General features: G+C 63.8%; 16 protein-coding genes. 7 read left to right on the plus strand and 9 right to left on the minus strand.

Annotation, left to right across the window (positions count from 1 at the left end; all coding sequences use genetic code 11):
- Window positions 1-318 precede the first annotated feature (318 nt).
- The gene (locus EA473_RS09280; protein WP_124195384.1) at window positions 319-2,427 is read left to right on the plus strand and encodes a bacterio-opsin activator domain-containing protein; all 2,109 of its coding nucleotides are present in this window, start codon (window positions 319-321) and stop codon (window positions 2,425-2,427) included.
- 129 nt (window positions 2,428-2,556) lie between these two features.
- Here the strand turns inward: EA473_RS09280 and EA473_RS09285 are convergent, their stop codons facing one another.
- The 6 genes from EA473_RS09285 to gap all read right to left on the minus strand — a co-directional run bounded on the left by EA473_RS09285 (window position 2,557) and on the right by gap (window position 8,265).
- A complete protein-coding gene (locus tag EA473_RS09285; RefSeq protein WP_124195385.1) occupies window positions 2,557-3,303 on the minus strand; it encodes a protein-L-isoaspartate O-methyltransferase family protein in 747 nt (248 codons plus the stop codon).
- Window positions 3,304-3,429: 126 nt separating this feature from the next.
- Window positions 3,430-4,083 (minus strand): protein-L-isoaspartate(D-aspartate) O-methyltransferase, encoded by a 654-nt coding sequence (locus tag EA473_RS09290; protein ID WP_124195386.1) that lies wholly within the window; start codon window positions 4,081-4,083, stop codon window positions 3,430-3,432.
- Window positions 4,084-4,132: 49 nt separating this feature from the next.
- Window positions 4,133-4,792, minus strand: coding sequence for an HVO_0476 family zinc finger protein (locus EA473_RS09295; protein ID WP_124195387.1), 660 nt, complete (start codon window positions 4,790-4,792; stop codon window positions 4,133-4,135).
- 78 nt (window positions 4,793-4,870) lie between these two features.
- Window positions 4,871-5,818 (minus strand): aminopeptidase, encoded by a 948-nt coding sequence (locus EA473_RS09300; protein WP_124195388.1) that lies wholly within the window; start codon window positions 5,816-5,818, stop codon window positions 4,871-4,873.
- A 115-nt stretch (window positions 5,819-5,933) separates the two neighbouring features.
- Window positions 5,934-7,145, minus strand: a complete 1,212-nt coding sequence (locus tag EA473_RS09305) for a phosphoglycerate kinase (RefSeq protein ID WP_124195389.1) — start codon at window positions 7,143-7,145, stop codon at window positions 5,934-5,936.
- A 46-nt stretch (window positions 7,146-7,191) separates the two neighbouring features.
- Window positions 7,192-8,265, minus strand: coding sequence for a type I glyceraldehyde-3-phosphate dehydrogenase (gene gap / locus EA473_RS09310; protein WP_124195390.1), 1,074 nt, complete (start codon window positions 8,263-8,265; stop codon window positions 7,192-7,194).
- A 262-nt stretch (window positions 8,266-8,527) separates the two neighbouring features.
- Here gap and EA473_RS09315 point away from each other — a divergent pair, with 262 nt between their 5' ends.
- Together EA473_RS09315 and EA473_RS09320 are read left to right on the plus strand one after the other, a co-directional pair.
- Window positions 8,528-9,595: a type II glyceraldehyde-3-phosphate dehydrogenase gene (locus tag EA473_RS09315; protein WP_124195391.1), complete on the plus strand. Its 1,068-nt coding sequence runs from the start codon at window positions 8,528-8,530 to the stop codon at window positions 9,593-9,595.
- Window positions 9,596-9,724: 129 nt separating this feature from the next.
- A complete protein-coding gene (locus tag EA473_RS09320) occupies window positions 9,725-10,126 on the plus strand; it encodes an Hsp20/alpha crystallin family protein (RefSeq protein ID WP_124195392.1) in 402 nt (133 codons plus the stop codon).
- A 223-nt stretch (window positions 10,127-10,349) separates the two neighbouring features.
- Here EA473_RS09320 and EA473_RS09325 read toward each other — a convergent pair whose 3' ends face one another.
- Window positions 10,350-11,231 (minus strand): ATP-grasp domain-containing protein, encoded by an 882-nt coding sequence (locus EA473_RS09325; RefSeq protein ID WP_124195393.1) that lies wholly within the window; start codon window positions 11,229-11,231, stop codon window positions 10,350-10,352.
- Between the two features lie 260 nt (window positions 11,232-11,491).
- On the opposite strand from EA473_RS09325, the gene EA473_RS09330 reads away from it, so the two are divergent.
- Window positions 11,492-11,647 carry a rubrerythrin-like domain-containing protein gene (locus EA473_RS09330; protein ID WP_124195394.1) on the plus strand — a complete coding sequence of 52 codons (156 nt, stop codon included), beginning with the start codon at window positions 11,492-11,494 and terminating at the stop codon, window positions 11,645-11,647.
- Between the two features lie 300 nt (window positions 11,648-11,947).
- On the opposite strand, the gene EA473_RS09335 is transcribed toward EA473_RS09330, so the two are convergent.
- Together EA473_RS09335 and EA473_RS09340 are read right to left on the minus strand one after the other, a co-directional pair.
- A complete protein-coding gene (locus EA473_RS09335) occupies window positions 11,948-12,478 on the minus strand; it encodes a 50S ribosomal protein L16 (RefSeq protein ID WP_124195395.1) in 531 nt (176 codons plus the stop codon).
- A 197-nt stretch (window positions 12,479-12,675) separates the two neighbouring features.
- The gene (locus EA473_RS09340) at window positions 12,676-12,909 is read right to left on the minus strand and encodes a MarR family transcriptional regulator (protein WP_124195462.1); all 234 of its coding nucleotides are present in this window, start codon (window positions 12,907-12,909) and stop codon (window positions 12,676-12,678) included.
- Between the two features lie 218 nt (window positions 12,910-13,127).
- Between EA473_RS09340 and EA473_RS09345 the strand changes: the two genes are divergently transcribed.
- The 3 genes from EA473_RS09345 to EA473_RS09355 all read left to right on the plus strand — a co-directional run bounded on the left by EA473_RS09345 (window position 13,128) and on the right by EA473_RS09355 (window position 16,424).
- A complete protein-coding gene (locus EA473_RS09345) occupies window positions 13,128-14,366 on the plus strand; it encodes a CBS domain-containing protein (RefSeq protein WP_124195396.1) in 1,239 nt (412 codons plus the stop codon).
- 184 nt (window positions 14,367-14,550) lie between these two features.
- Complete coding sequence (locus EA473_RS09350; protein WP_124195397.1) at window positions 14,551-15,627, plus strand: ABC transporter ATP-binding protein; 1,077 nt, start codon at window positions 14,551-14,553, stop codon at window positions 15,625-15,627.
- Complete coding sequence (locus EA473_RS09355; RefSeq protein WP_124195398.1) at window positions 15,627-16,424, plus strand: ABC transporter permease; 798 nt, start codon at window positions 15,627-15,629, stop codon at window positions 16,422-16,424. The genes EA473_RS09350 and EA473_RS09355 overlap by 1 nt, the downstream gene beginning before the upstream one ends.
- Window positions 16,425-16,465 lie beyond the last annotated feature (41 nt).

Here is a 16,465-nt window from a genome sequence, read left to right on the forward strand (position 1 = left end):
TCTGCCGTGAGTGAACCGCTGATCGATCGATTTCGACCGGTCACGAACGGCTGCGCTGGATCCGGAAACCAGATACGGACTGGCCCAGAGCGACCCAAATCCGTCCACCCGTTCGACGGCATCGACTATCTTCAATCGACGGCGAGTGCGACCAGTTCCGATCCGATTCGCTCCGCGATGCCGACCAGGGTCGAGACGAAATCGGGCTCACGGTGTAATCATTTAGGTCCAAACGACATCAACCACTAATTCTTTAGTACGTCTAAGGAGTCGGAGCTATCAGGACGCCAGCACGGAGACGATCGATTCACCGAACTCATGTCACAACCGATCACTACCCTCGTCGTCGACAACGAACCCGGGTTCGCGGAACTCGCCGGCGAGATGCTCGAGCGCGAACACGACGCGATCGTCGCGGAGCCGGCGACGAGCGCCCCAGAGGCACTCGAGACGTTCGACGACCGGGAGATAGACTGCATCGTCAGCGACTACGAAATGCCCGAGCAAAGCGGGATCGAACTGCTCGAGCGGATTCGTTCGAAGGATCCGGAGTTACCGTTTATTCTCTTTACCGGGAGGGGGTCAGAAGAGGTCGCGAGCGAGGCGATCGCCGCCGGCGTGACCCAGTACCTCCAGAAGGGGACCGGAAACGAACAGTACGCGCTGCTCGCGAATCAGATTACGAACGCCGTCTCACAGTATCGGACGGAGGTCGCACTCCGGGAGAACAAGCGACGGTACGAGCGGACGCTCGCGACGTTACACGAGACGACCCGGAACCTGATGCGCGCCGGAACGAAAGCCGAAATCTACCGGGAGACGGTCGACAACGCCGCGGACATTCTCGACGTGGCCGTCGCAACGACGTACGTCTTCGACCCCACTGACGGCGTACTCGAGCACGCGTCGTCGTCCGGCTCAGCGCGGAAACTCGTCGATTCGACGTCGACGTTCGAACGCGGAGAGGGCAACGTCTGGAACGCGTTCTCGGCCGGTGAAACCGTCTACTACGACGATCTGACACACGCTGACGGCATCGCGACGGCCTCGCTCTGTCGGAGCGAGTTGATCGTGCCGCTTGGCTCACACGGCGTGTTGGTCGCCGGAACCGAAGACGGTGACGGGTTCGACGAGACGATGACGGAGCTGTTGCACATCCTGGCGGCGAACACCGAGGCCGCACTGGATCGCGCAGAGCGCGAAGAACTCGTTCGAGAACACGACAGAACGCTCGCCCAGCAAAACGAGGAACTGACTCGCCTGAACCACATCAACGAGATCATTCGCGAGATCAACCACGGCGTCACCCGGGCTTCGACCAGAGTCGAGATCGAACGAACGGTCTGTGACCGACTCGCCGATACGGAGCGGTACCGATTCGCCTGGGTCGCCACGACCGAGGACGAACCGCCCGAGCCGTCGGAGTGGGCCGGGGTCGACGCGACGTACGTCGATCAGATCCGGGCCGACGGTGAGCGGGCACCGGAGACGTCGCTGATCCGTGAGACGCTCGAGACCGAGGACGTACGGATCGTCCAGGACGTCCTGGAGGCCGACGGCTGGGATCGCCGGCGGACGGAGGCGCTGACCTACGGCTATCAGACGGTTCTGGCGGTCCCGCTCGTCGACGACGAACGGCGATACGGGGTGTTGCTCGTCCACGTCAGTGGCGTGGATTCGATCGGCGAGGGCGAACGCGAGGTGTTCGCCGAACTGGGAGAGACGATCGGCCACGCGATCGGCACCGTCGAACGGACGCGAGCGATGCTCACCGACAGCCGCCTCGAGATCGAACTCGAGTGTCGGGACTCGCGATTTCTGTTCAACCGACTCTCGACGGCCACCGGAGCGTCGATCACGCTCGAGGGACTGATCGACAGAGGCGATAACGTGGTGGCGTTCGTCGGCGCTCCGTCGTCGGCGGCGGTGACCGATCTCGAGGAGCAGGCGTCGATCGAGACGACGTCCGTCGTCTCCGACGGGGACGACGAGTGCCTGTACGAGGTGACGATCGGGTCCTCGCCGTTTCTGGACGTGTTGCGCACGTACGACGTCCACGTTCGCGACGTGACCGCCGAGGACGGCGTCTCGACGGTCGTTCTCGAACTGCCACAGCAGGTCGAGGCCCGGTCGCTGATCGAGTCCATCAGGGACGTCCACCCGGAGACGAAACTGGTCGCCCGCCGGGAGACGACCAGTACCGGGACCGTCGGCCGACTCGACGCGCGTCTCGAGGACCGAGTAACCGGCAAACAGTTCGAAGCGCTCCAGGCGGCACACTACAGCGGGTTCTTCGAGTGGCCCCGCGAGAGCACCGGCGAGGACCTCGCCGAAACGCTCGAGATATCGCCGCCGACGTATCACTATCACCTTCGGGCGGCCGAGCGCGGACTCGTGGAACTGGTGTTCGACACTGATTCTAATTAATTAGACTTGGATTGAGGAACACTCTAAACAGATAGAAGCCATATTTAATCCCCGTCGGGCAGTACGAATGATTGGCGATCTGCGTTAGACTGTCGCCACCCCCAATCCCCCACCCCCACTTTCCGTACACTACCTCTTCAGAGACGTCTCCCACTCGATCCACTCCCGCTCCCAGCCGCGTCGTGACTGGGCGTTCCGGCGGGCGTGTTCGCGATCCTCGCGAGCCATTCGGTTGCGTTCGACGGCTCCCGGCTGTTCGCCGTCGACCAGCACCGGGTCGAACGAGACCGCACCGAAGCGATCCCGTTTTCCGTCGGTCGACACCGATTCGAGGTACTGGCGCTTTGCCCCCCTGGGATAGACGAGTTTGCCACCGTCGTTCAGCTGCTCGAGCAGCGCGGACGGCGGGCTGACCGCGGCGGCCTCGAGCAAGATGCGGTCGAACGGCGCGTACTCCGGCAGTCCGTCGGCACCGTTTCGACAGTCGACGAGGACGCCCTCGTAGCCGGCCTCGGCGAGGTTCTCTCTGGCTTCGAAGACGAGCGGGCGGGCGATATCGACGGCATGAACGTTACACTCGCCGGCGAGTTCGGCGGCGAGCGCGGCGGTGTAGCCGACGCCCGCACCGACGATCAACACGTCGTCGCCGTCTCCGAGTTCCAGGGGCTGGAACAGCCGGGCGACCGTGCTCGGAGCGAGGGCGCGAGTCCCGAGGACGTCGTGGTCGCGGTCGGCGTACGCCGTCCGCTCGTCGCCGACGAACTCGTGGCGGGGGACCGTACACATGGCGGTGGCGACGGCGTCGTCGGAGAGGACGTCTCTGGGCGGGGACTCGAGGCCGTCGACCATATCCGCTCGCAACACCGCAGGGTCCATACTCGGGGTATCCGCTCGGCGGATATGAATGGCGCGCTTGCTCGAACCTGCCCGATTTCGCCCGACGGGGACGCCGCTCGAGGATGCTACTCGCGTCCGCGTGAGTATCGCTCGTGAACGTCGTCGTCAGCCACGCATCTGGACGAACCTGACGCCGCCGTGGTCGCTACGCTCGAGGGTGCCGTCCGCTCGCTTCGTGGCTTTCACCAGCGTCTGACGGCCGGTTCCGATCGGCGCGAGCAGTTCGCCGACAGGTCGGACCTGTTCGACGACCGGGTCCGGAAACTCGGCGGCCGCGCAGGTGGCGTACGCCGCGTCGTAGGGAGCGTGTTCGTCCCAGCCGTCCCGACCGTCCCCGACGCGGACCGAGACGTCGCCGTAGTCGATCTCGGCGAGCGTCTCGCGGGCTCGCTCCGCGAGATCCTCGCTGTACTCGACGCTGTAGACGTTCTCCGGGCCGACGAGTTCGGCCGTCACGGCCGCGTGGTAGCCACAGCCGGTACCGATCTCGAGGACCCGATCGCTGGCCTCGAGGGGGAGTCGATCGGCCATGATCGCGACCATGTGCGGCGCGCTGATCGTCTGTCCGTCGCCGATCGGTAGCGGCCGATCGTCGTAGGCGCTGGCCCGCCGGTCGGACGGAACGAACGCGTGGCGCGGGACGGATTCGAGAGCGGCCACGACGCGGTCGTCGTCGACGTGTGACGCGACGGTCTGAGCCATCCGCTCGCGAGCGCTCTCGTAGTCGCCGTCGTCGTCGGTGCCGAACCGGTCGAACATGCTCGAGTGTACACGCTCGAGACAAAAGATTACCAGGCCGACCAGGTGACTACCAGGCCGACCAGGCGCTCGTCGTTTCGTCGTAGGCGTAGACGCGTTTGAGGTCCTTGGCGAAGGCGACGTCGCCCTCGACATCGAACCGGTCCCGCCGATAGCCGGAGGCGTCGTCGCGGACGACGACGGCGTCGATTTCGAACTCGTCGTCGCCGAAGCTCTCGACCGCGCCGACCTCGAACTCGTAGTCGCCGGGGACGTAGACGGTAATCGAGCGACTGTCGTCTCTCGAGCCGTCCTGCGGGTGGACGGTGACGTTGACCGCGACGTTGTCGACCTCGCGGCTCCAGACGGTCTCGACGTCCTCGGCGTCGGCTTCCTCCCTGCGACGTTGTTCGCCGAGTTCGAGGCTGGTGACACGAACCGTCGAGAGCACCTCGTCGGTCTCGAGGATGAACTCGTCGCCGACCTCGAGTTCCTCTTCGGCCGGGACGGTGACGTTCGCGGTGAACGACTCCCCCTCCTGGGAGACGACGACGTCGAGGGTCACCTCGGGTTCGCTTTCGGGCTGGACCTTGTGGACGTGGCCACACTCGCTACAGCGGACGGTGACCGTCCCGCCACCCTCGCTCGTCGTCAGCACCTCGTGGACCGTCTCGAGGTCCGGCGAGCACGACGGGCAGGTGGTCGGGACGCGGTCCGGAATGTCAGTCATACTGCGTCGTAGACGCCACGCCCGTAAAAGGAGATTGAAACCGTCACCGACGGTGGTCGGTGGACTCGAGTCCGTCGGTCAGGCCGACGGCAACTCGAGTTCCTCGCCGTCGACGATGACCGTCGGATCGCGGAGGATACCGTCCGAGTGAATCGGTGCGTCGGTCTCGCCGCCGATTCCCGCGTTGTCGCCGATGGCGATGTGAACCGTCCCGGCGGCTTTCTCGTCGAGCAACACCGAGCCCACGAGGTCGGTGACGCCGACGTTCGTCCCGATACCGAGTTCCGCGAGGTTGTACGCCGCGTCGCCCGCCTCTTCGGCCGCTTCTTCGACCTGCGCTCGGATCTCGTCGTCCGATATTTCGGTGACGTAGCCGTCCTCGACGACGAACTCGAGTTCCTGGCCCGCCTCGAGCAGGCCGTGGGGACGCATCGTGCCGTCGACGACGTAGCGTCCGTCGGCCGACTCGGGGCTGACGAACACCTCGCCGGCCGGCAGGTTCGAGAACGATCCCGACTCGCTCACGTCGCCGGTGTCGTCGTGCCACTCCCGGTCGCCGATCGTGAACGTGATATCGGTGCCCCGGTCGGTGGTGACCCGCACCTCCTCGGCGTCTCCGACGCGCTCGAGGGTGCGTTCACACTCCTCGCGAATTCGGTCGTAGTCGGCGTCGAGGCCGGTGACGAACACCTCCTCGGTGATCCCCGGAAGGGTGGCCCCGCGCGCCCCGGCGTCGGTGGCGTCCGACCGCGCTCGGGTGTGACTCAGGCTCTTCGTCGTCGGCGCGAGGAAGGCATCTGCACCGCCGAAGGCCGCCGCGACCGGGGCCGGCGGCTCCGCGCCGTGTTGCTCGCCCGGCGGGTAGCGGACGATCGAGACGTCGCTCGTGATTTCGCGTGCGACCTCGTAGAGCGCTTCGCCGATCGGCTCGCGCTCGTCGTCGGTGACGACGACGCAGGAGTCGCCTTCCTCGAGTGCGAGACACTGCTGGACGGCCGTCTCGGCGGCGGAACGGAGTTCGGTCATGCGTGCTCTTCCGTGAGACCGACCGAAAGGTCTTGCTATCGGGTGGAGCGATCGCTCCCGATTTGGTCGGCCGACGGCGCTCCGTCGGGTTCGAGGACAGGCGGCGTCTTCGCGATCAGGCCGCCCGCTCGAGGACGTCGACGCCGATCAGCTCCTCGCCGGTGAGCGCGCGGACGTACGCGCCGCCGGCGACGGAGACGTGGGAGAAGTCGCTTTCCTCGAGGCCGTACATGCCGACCGCGCGGGCCGTGTCGCCGCCGCCGACGACCGAGAAACAGTCGGTGTCGGCGATCGCCGAGAGGACTTCGACGGTGCCGGTCGCGAAGCGCTCGTCCTCGAAGACGCCGAGTGCGCCCTTGACGAAGACCGCTTCCGACTCGCGGACGAGGTCCGCGTACCGGTCGGCGGTGTCGGAGCCGACGTCGAGGTAGGAGGTGTCCTTCTCGATCTCCTCGACGGCGATTTCGGCACGCTCTCCCGACTCGTCCTCGTAGGAGAGGTCCTCGGCCAGTAACAGCCGGTCGCCGTACTCCGAGAGAACGCGTTCGATCGTCTCCCGGTGGTCGTCCCACTGGTGGTCGAAAAACGCCGTCCCGTCGACGTCGTAGCCGACGTCGTGGCCGTCCGCCCGCAAGAAGAGCTCCCCGACGATGCCGCCGAGGCAGAACCGATCGACGGTGTCGTCCACGCGCTCGATGACGGGGATGAGGTCCTCCGCTTTGGTCCCGCCGAGTACCATCGTGACGGTGCCGTCGAACTCGCGCTCTCGAATCGCGGAGTTCGCGGTGTACTCCGTCTCCATCACGCGGCCGGCGTAGGCGTCCATGACGAGCGGGAAGCCGACGAGCGAGGCGTGGGATCGGTGGGCGGCCGAGTAGGCGTCGTTGACGTAGGCGTCGAACTCGGGCGCGAGGGTCCGTACGAACTCCGTCTCAGCTTTGACCTCCGGGTCCGCTTCGGGCAACTCCTCCTCGCACATCCGGGTGTTCTCGAGGACGAGGACGTCACCCGACTCGAGGTCGCGGACGGCCGCGAGGGCCTCGTCGCCGTAGGTGTCGGGGACGTACTCGACCTCGCGACCGAGGTGGTCGGCGAGGACCTCCGCGTGACCCTCGAGGGTAACGAACGTGTCCCGGCCCGGCCGCCCCTGGTGGGCGAGGACGGCGACGGCGTGGCCGTCCTCGAGCAGTTCGGCGATCGTTTCGGCGTGGCGCGCGAACCGCCGGTTGTCCTGGACGACCCCGTCCTCGACGGGGGCGTTGACGTCGATACGAACGAGCAGCCGCTGGGCCGACTCGAGGTCGTCGATGGTCTGGAACGTCGTCATTGTCGATAGTAGGTGTATCGAGGCGCTTAAACGTGATAGGACGGGCTCAGTGAGCGAGCGCTTCCTCGGCGTCGAGGTCCTCCGATTCGGCGGCGACGTATGTCGCGAGGTCGAGCATCCGGTTCGAGAAGCCGTACTCGTTGTCGTACCAGGTGAGCACCTTCACGAGGCCGCCCTCGAGCACCATCGTCGACTCGAGGTCGACGTACGAGGAAAACGGAAGCCCGACGATGTCTCTGGAGACGATCTCGTCGTCGGTGTAGCCGAGAACGCCGGCGAGTTCGCCGTCGGCCGCCTCGCGGATCGCGTCGGCGAGTTCGTCCTTGGTGACGTCGGCTTCGAGGTCGACGGTGAGGTCGGTGATCGACCCGTTCGGGACGGGGACGCGCATCGCCATGCCGTCGAGTTTCCCCTCGAGTTCGGGGAGCACTTCGGTGGTGGCGATCGCCGCACCGGTCGAGGTCGGGATGATGTTCTCGGCGGCGGCGCGGCCGCGGCGGCGCTTGCCGAGGGGGCCGTCGATCAGGTTCTGCGTGCCGGTGTAGGCGTGGACCGTCGTCAGGAGGCCGGACTCGATGCCGAACGCCTCGTCTAGAACCTTGACGACCGGGGCGACCGAGTTCGTCGTACAGGAGGCGTTCGAGAGGACGTCCGCGCCGTCGTACTCGTCGTGATTGACGCCGTAGACGATCGTCTGGACGTCCTTTTCGCCTTTCGGTGGCGCGGAGATGATCACCTTTTCGGCCCCGGCCTCTATGTGCTGGGCGGCGTCGTCGTGGGTGCGAAAGAGGCCGGTCGCCTCGAACGCGACGTCGACGTCGAGGTCGTCCCACGGCAACGCGGCGGGGTCGCGTTCGGAGAGCAGGCGGATCTCCCGGTCGCCGATCGAGAGGACGTCGCCGTCGCGGGAGACGTCCTCGAGTCGACCGTGAACCGAGTCGTACTGGAGGAGATACTCCATGTCGTCGTCGGACATGACGTCGTTGATCGCGACGATCTCGACGCCGTCGTACTCGAGCGAGGCCCGCAGGACGTTTCGACCGATCCGCCCGAAGCCGTTGAGGCCGATGCGTAGCGGTGTGTCCTCCCCGCGGCCGTCGTCGTAGGAATGTTCACTCATATCCGAGTTGTACGTTCCCCGTCGTTAAATTTGTTACCCAATTCAGAAGAGTGATAACCGTCGCGAACGGACCGCCCACTCGAGAAAGCGGGTGGCGGGGGGAGTCGTTAACCTACCACATTGCTTACATATGAAAATCATTACTATATCGGATATACCCCGTTCATGTACGCCGGTTTCTTTCGAGTTACTCAATTACGAGTTAACATCTGTAATTTTTTTGCGAAACGGTTATGAGCGTTGACGGTGGAGTGTGACCCGTATGTTACGGGTCGGAGTCAACGGGTACGGGACCATCGGCAAACGCGTCGCTGATGCGATCCGCGTACAACCCGATATGGAAGTCAGTGGCGTCGCGAAACGCAGTCCGGATTACGTCGCCATCGGCGCGGAAGAGGCTGGATTCCGCGTCTACGCCGCTGACGAGGACCGAATCGACGAGTTTACCGCGGCCGGCATCGATCTCGCGGGAACCGTCGACGAACTCGTCGCCGACAGCGACGTCGTGGTCGACGCGACGCCCTCCGGCGTCGGGGCGCAAAACCGCCCGCTCTACGAACGCCACGACACGCCTGCACTCTTCCAGGGTGGCGAGGACGCAACCGTCGCCGAAGTCAGTTTCAACGCCCGCGCGAACTACGACGAAGCCGAAGACGCCGACTACGCCCGCGTCGTCTCGTGTAACACGACCGGGCTCTCCCGGCTCGTTGCCCCGCTTCACGAGAACTACGGCATCGAAAAGGTTCGCGCGACGCTGGTTCGTCGCGGCGGCGACCCCGACCAGACCGACCGCGGGCCGATAAACGACGCGCTCCCGGACCCGGTTTCGATTCCGTCTCACCACGGCCCCGACGTCCAGACCGTCTTCCCGGAACTCGACATCGACACGATCGGGCTGAAGGTGCCGACGACGATGATGCACGTCCACACGGTCAACGTCACGCTCGAGAACGAACCCGACGATGCCACCGACATCCGCGAACGGCTCCGATCCGAAGACCGCATCCTTACGATCCCCGAGTACGCCGGCATCGACGGCGCTGGAACGCTGAAGGACTTCGCGCTCGATGCCGGTCGCCCCCGCGGTGACATCTGGGAAAACTGCGTCTGGGAGGAGTCGATCACCCTTCAGGGCCGTGATCTGTACCTGATGCAGGCGATCCACCAGGAGGCAGACGTCGTTCCCGAGAACGTCGATGCACTCCGTGCTCTCTCGGGACATCTCACCGGACCCGAGAGTCGGTCACTTACGAACGAAACGCTCGGGATCGGATTCAGCCAGTTTGCCGGACGCGACGACCTGACGCTCGACCGACAGACTGCGGACTGATACGGACCGTCGTCCGTCACTGCCGTGCGAGCGCGCACGTTCCCGGCCCCGTCGGTCCGTGATCCAGCGGACGGTCTGACTGGTATCGCTCGGGGAAAGTTTTTGCACCTCCCCTCCTTACGGACACCCATGCGCCGAGACGACCGCGACGAACCGTTCGACGACCTCTTTCGAGAGATCGAACGGATGATGAACGAGATGATGAACGGACCGGACGCGAACGTCAACTTCGACTCCTCGAACACCGTCGATAACGGCTTCGGAATGGATACGCACGTCGACATTCACGAGACAGAAAACGAGATTCGCGTCGTCGCAGACCTCCCCGGCGTCGAGAAAGAACACATCGATCTCGAGTGTGACGGCAAGACGCTGACGATCTCCGCCGGCAGCGACCACCACCAGTACGACGAACGGATCTCGCTTCCCGAACGGGTCAACGAACACACCGCCTCGGCGACGTACAACAACGGCGTCCTCGAGGTCGTCTTCGAATCCGCAGAGGAATCGTCCGACATCAGTCTCGAGTAACCCGACCGTCGCGGTCTCGTACGGATTGTTGTCGCGTTTTATCGGTGATCGTCCCGTCCCAGCGATCATCGGTACCGACCGACAACGATCCGTGTTATACGGTTTACTGTACGTCAGTACCAGCGCACCCGCCGCCCGGGTCGCGGGTGCGCCGGTCCATCGGTACAGCAATCCGTATCAGTCGTTTTCGACGCCACAATCGCGACGAGTTCGGCTCGTCGTCTTACCCTTCGCGTGTCGCGTCCGCCGTCGATCGAATCGCATCCGCGAGCCGGTCGTAAAAATCCGGTTCGTACTTCGTTTCCTCGTCGATCGTCGGTCGGGCGTTCGTCTCGTTGACGACCAGGCGGTCGTCGGTCTCGAGCACGTCGACGCCCAGAAACGGAATCTCGAGTACGTCGGCGACGGTCTTTGCAAGCTCTCGGTGTCTCCGGGGCAGATCGACTCCGGTCGCCTCGGCACCGCGGTGGACGTTGTGTTTCCACTGGCCGTCCGCGAGTGCGTCCGCGGGGAGTCGGCGCTCGACTGCGCCGACGTACTCGCCCTCGAGAACCATCACCCGGTAATCGACCGCGTCCGACAGATACTCCTGGACGAGAAACGACCGGTCACCGGTCGCCCGGTAGTCGTGGACCAGCGAGAGGTAATCACAGATGCCGAGAAACGAATCGAGATCGCCCGCCTTCGCGACGCCGACGCCGCGGGTCGTCGAGTTCGGCTTGACGACGACGGGTGGATCGAACCGCTCGAAGACGTCCGTCAGGGCCGCCTCGGCGACGTCGTTCGAGACGTAGACGGACTGTGGCACCGGCAGATCCGCCCGCTCCAGGCGTGCGAGCACCTCGGCTTTGTTTCGCGAGGTGAGCACCGCCTCGTGGTCGTTGAGCCACGGAATCTCGAGGAACGCGTCGGCGACGCCGCCCTCCATGAGCCGTCCGGGATAGACGAAGCCGGCGTCGTACTCGTCGGGATCCCACGGCGGGTCGGTCAGGTCCACTACGCGCTCGCTCGCGGGCACGTGGTGAACCCGGATTCCGCGCTCAGCTAGCGGCTCGCGCATCCGCCCGAACGTTTCCTCGGCGTTTGCGACCGCCAGATCGATCATACTCGAGAGTACCCACGAAGACGGAATACTGTATCGAACGCTGGGAGAGATACCTGGGCCGGTTCGCTCGACCGGTTACGCGGAACACGGCACGTATCGGTGAGGCGTCGTCGAACCGTTCTCGAGGAGTTCGTCTCACCCCCGTTTCGGTGGACTGTCCGGACCACCGCCGCTCGTACAGCACGCAAGTGACTCTATGATTCGTATCAACGAACGGAACTCGCGATTCGTATTTATATCTGGAATCCGAAACTGTGGGTATGCCACACGATCAAGACGTCGAAGACGACACCTCAGAGATCTCATCCGAGTACGAGTGTCTTCAGTGCGGACGGATCGTCGAGGCCGAGACGAACCCCGGCGAGTGTGGGGAGTGTGGCGGCGACTTCCAGAATCGGGCGAAATCGGTCGAATAACGTCTCGAAGCATCGGAAAACGTCTGATACCCACCCGTCGGGGAACCCCGGCGGGTCGTCGTTTGACAGCCTCCGGTACGTATCGTCTCCGTACCGAACGCGAGACGGCCAGCTGCTGTAACCGCGTGTACACTGATACGGAGTACACACTGATCGTACAGCTATCGTGCGATCAGGTGTGCATCGACGTCCAGTGGCTACTATAGACGCCAGTCCGTCTCAAACGGTCTGGGAGGAGTCTGTACCCGCCGATCGCACCACGGTGGGCGATCGGCCGATAATCAGCGATCGCAATCCGTATCAGGCGATCAACTGCTCTTCGCCTTTCTCGACGACGATGCGACACGGCGGTGTGATCTTGTTGTACGCGCGACGGAACGCCTCCTTGGCGAAGTCGGCGTCGTCGACGTCACACCAGATCGTGAAGATTCGATCGCCCGCATCGATGCGAGCGGCCGTACCGACGATCTTCCCGAACGACTGGCGCATTCCGTCGGAGACACGGTCTGCACCCGCACCGGTCGCCTGCTTGTTCTCCCGGATGACGTGGTGGGGGAACTTGCGCAGGATCATCTTGTAGTTGCCTTCGCCGGCGTTTTTCAGCATGTGCCGGTTGGCCGACAGCCGCGAAGACTCGAGGCTCCCGTGGCGGATCTGGACCTCTTCCTCGGTAACGAGGCTGATCTGGATCGGGTAGTCGTCCGGGTCGGCGGCGATGTCGCCCATCTTGTGCTGTGCGATCTTCGATCCGGGGATCCCAGTAATGTATTCGCGGCGCGTGTAGGCCGGCTTACTGATCTCCCGGTACATGGAGGCGGGTTTATCGGACATGGTTGTGATTACTTACGAAAACGGAAGCCTACCGAGCGGATAAAGCCTTCGAACCGAGAATTCGGTCGTGCCGTGGACGACGCCCCTCGAGCGACCGACCTCGAACATTCTATCTGTATAGTAGCCATCGAAAGTCATTGCACACCCGATCGCCGATCCCGTGAGCGATCACCGGTAACGATCGACAACGGTTCGTATCAGGCGGAGCCGACCACGTACTCAGATCCGTTCTTCTCGACGAGCCCGCGACTCGAGAGGCTGTCGAGAACGCTCAGGACTCCCATCTTGTTCATCGCCAGCGCCCGATTGAGGTCGTCGACCGTCCCCCCTCCCGTCGCATCGAGATAGAGATACACCAGTTTCCCCTGTGGGGACCCGAGTTCGGCTGGGAGGTCGTCGATTCGGCCGGTCGTGAGCTGTTGGGCGTCCATCATACCGACGTCGATGCGAACGATCCGTATAACTCTGTGGGGTAGACAATTGATACTGGCTAATTTATATTATTGCCATTATCTCTCTCGATACTCGACTATCGGTAGGTCCACCGCGGAGATTGTGGTAACCGAATCTCCGCTAGTGGCAGAGAACGGGGCGTCCGACCCAACGTATCGTCGGCGTATTTAAGGTCGTCCCCCCGATATCATACCGCATGATCAGAAGTTTCCGGATCGGGTCTCTCTTCGGGATCCCGATCAAACTCGATCTCACGTTCTTGCTCGTTCTCCCGTTTTTCGCGTATCTCATCGGGATACAGCTCGAGCCAGTTATCGAACTTCTCAACGTGACCATGAACGCGAGAATCGACGCCGGCGCACTTACTGCCGAGTGGTGGTTCCCGTTCGTCGTCGGACTGGCCGCGGCGATCGGGTTGTTCGTCGGGGTCGTCTTGCACGAACTGGGCCACTCGCTGACGGCACAACGCTACGGGTTTCCAATCGACTCGATCACGCTCTGGCTGTTCGGCGGGATCGCGGCGCTCTCGGAGATGCCCGAGGACTGGCGACAGGAGTTTACGATCGCCATCGCCGGGCCGATCGTGTCGTTGCTGGTCGGTGCCGTCTCCTACGCGCTCTTTCTGGTGACGCCCGTCGGGCTGGACGGCACGCGGTTCGTCCTCGCGTATCTCGCGATTCTGAACGTCGCACTCGCCGGGTTCAACATGTTGCCGGCGTTTCCAATGGACGGCGGGCGCGTACTTCGGGCGTTTCTGGCCCGCTCGCGTCCCTACGCCAAGGCCACCCAGCAGGCAGCGAGCGTCGGGAAGTTCCTCGCGGTCGTCATGGGGATATTCGGGCTCATTCCGCCGGTCAACATCATCCTCATCGGCGTCGCATTCTTCGTCTACATCGCCGCCTCGAGCGAGGCCCAGCAGGTGACGATGAAGGCAGCGTTCCAGGACGTCACCGTCGACGACATCATGACGCCGGTCCGTGACCTGCACACCGTCGAACCGGAGACGACGGTTGCGGAGTTGATCCAGCGGATGTTCACCGAACGCCACACGGGATACCCGGTCGTCGAAACGAGCGCCGCAGACGACGGACGGCTGGTCGGACTCGTCACGCTGTCGGACGCTCGCGAGATCGATCCGGTCGAGCGTGACGCCTACGTCGTCGCCGACGTGATGACGACGGACCTAAAGACGATCACTCCGGAGTCGGACGCGATGACCGCGATCGAGCGCATGCGCGAGGACAACATCGGCCGGTTGCTGGTCGTCGAAGGGGGCCGCGGAAAACCCGCTGAGGCACCCTACGCTGAACCCTCGTCGGAGCCGGAGGGGGACCTCATCGGCCTCATCTCGCGTTCGGACCTGATGACCGCATTCGACATCGTCCAGAAAAGCGGCGCAGTCAACCCCTCGAGTCGGCCACGAACGGCGGACTGACCCGCTCGATACCTCCTCGAGCGTCGGCTGGACTCGCCCTCGAGCGTCGGCTGGACTCGCCCTCGAGCGTCGATCGGGATACGTTTCGCCGACCGGCTGCTTTCGCCGGCAAAACGGACCGAAACGGCCGTCTCGAGTGCCGATACCAACATTCTTAACCGCAACCGGGGCCGAGAATCCGGTGATGCCACCGGCCATCGAGACGACGGATCTCGTGAAAGAGTACGGCGATTTGCGCGCCTTACAGGAGCTGTCGTTGACCGTCGAGGAAGGGGAGTTCTTCGGACTCCTCGGCCCCAACGGTGCGGGAAAGACGACCTTCATCAACACGCTGGTCGGACTCGTCCGCAAGACCGCAGGCGAGGCGGCGGTCTTCGGATACGATGTCGAAACGGAGTACCAGCAGGCCCGGGACGCGATCGGTCTCGCTCCCCAGGAGTTCAACGTCGATCGCTTCTTCCCGATTCGGGAGGTGTTGATACACAAAGCCGGCTATCACGGGATTCCCGAAGCGGAGGCCGCAGACCGCGCCGACGAGGTGCTCAAGCGGGTCGGTATCTACGACAAGCGAAACGAGCGCTTCGACTGGCTCTCCGGCGGGATGAAGCGCAGACTTCTACTCGCGCGGGCGCTGGTCACGGATCCCGACCTCCTGATCCTCGACGAGCCGACGGCCGGGGTCGACGTCCAGCTTCGTCACGACCTCTGGGAACTCGTCACCGAACTCAACGAGGAGGGGACGACGGTCCTCCTGACGACTCACTACATCGAGGAGGCCGAACGCCTCTGTGATCGCGTTGGGATCATGAACGAAGGCCGGAAGGTAACCGTCGCGACGCCGGAGGAACTGAAGACCCGCGGGACGGACACGATCAGCGTCCGCCTCGAGACGCCGCTTTCGTCGTCTGCGACAGCCGACCTCGAGACAGGTCTCGGCGCGTACGCGCGCGAGCTGTCGTCGAACGGAAATCGCCTCGAGGTTCGCGTCGACGACGGCGGTTCGACCGCGCCACAGTTGCTCTCCGATCTCGAAACAGCCGGCTACGAGATCGCGGACCTCGAAATCTCGCGGACCTCCCTCGAGGAGATCTTCGTCGATCTGACGCGGAGCGAAGACAGAACGGTCACGCGGTCGTCCGCCTCGAGTGGCGAAGACGGCAGTGCCACGAGTTCGACGCGTGGGGAGGACGAACGCGAGCGCGGACGATCGCGCGACGAGGCGGATCGGAACACGGAACGAGAACGGGAGGGGGTCGCCTGATGCTCTCGGTCGGCTTTCGGTCGCTCTTCCGGAGGGAGGTTCTGCGCTTTATCCGTCGGCCAAAAAACACCTTCATGCCGCCGGCGATCACGAACGTACTCTACTTCGCCGTCTTCGGGATTATCCTCGGCGGCCGAATCGACGAACCCGTGGCCGGAATCGGCTACATCCTCTTTCTCGTCCCCGGCCTGGTCGTGCTGGGAACGATCTCTAATGCCTTCGAGAACGCGTCGTTTTCGATCTTTCACGGCCGGTGGAACGAGTACATCCACGAGACGTTGACCTCGCCGCTTTCGTACGCCGAGATGGTGATCGCCTACGTCGGTGCGAGCGCCGTTCGCGGGCTGATCGTCGGCGTCATCATCGCCGTGATCGGCCGGATATTCGTTCCGATTACTGTCGAACACGGCCTCTTTCTCGTCGCGACCATGATCGTCATCGCGACCCTCTTTTCGGGACTGGGGATCATCGGCGGTCTCGTCGCTCGAGACTTCGACGATCTGACCGTGATGAACCAGTTCATCCTCCGCCCGCTGGTCTTTTTCGGTGCGGTTTTCTATTCGCTGACCATGCTCGACCCCGTCTGGCAGTACGTCTCGTTGTTCAATCCGATGGTCTACATGGTCGACAGCGTTCGCTACGGGTTGCTCGGCCACTCGGACCTGCTCGAGATCGCACCGGCCGCCTACGCGGAAATCGCACCGCTGCTTTCACTCGCCGTTCTGACGGCGCTCACTGCGATCGTGCTGACGATCGACGTCTACCTGTTCAAGATCGGGTACGGACTGACCGATTGACTCGGCTCGTCCGTTCGGCACGTTTTTGTGAGCTCCCAACG

The organism is Natrarchaeobius chitinivorans (assembly GCF_003841505.1).
Lineage (GTDB): Archaea > Halobacteriota > Halobacteria > Halobacteriales > Natrialbaceae > Natrarchaeobius > Natrarchaeobius chitinivorans.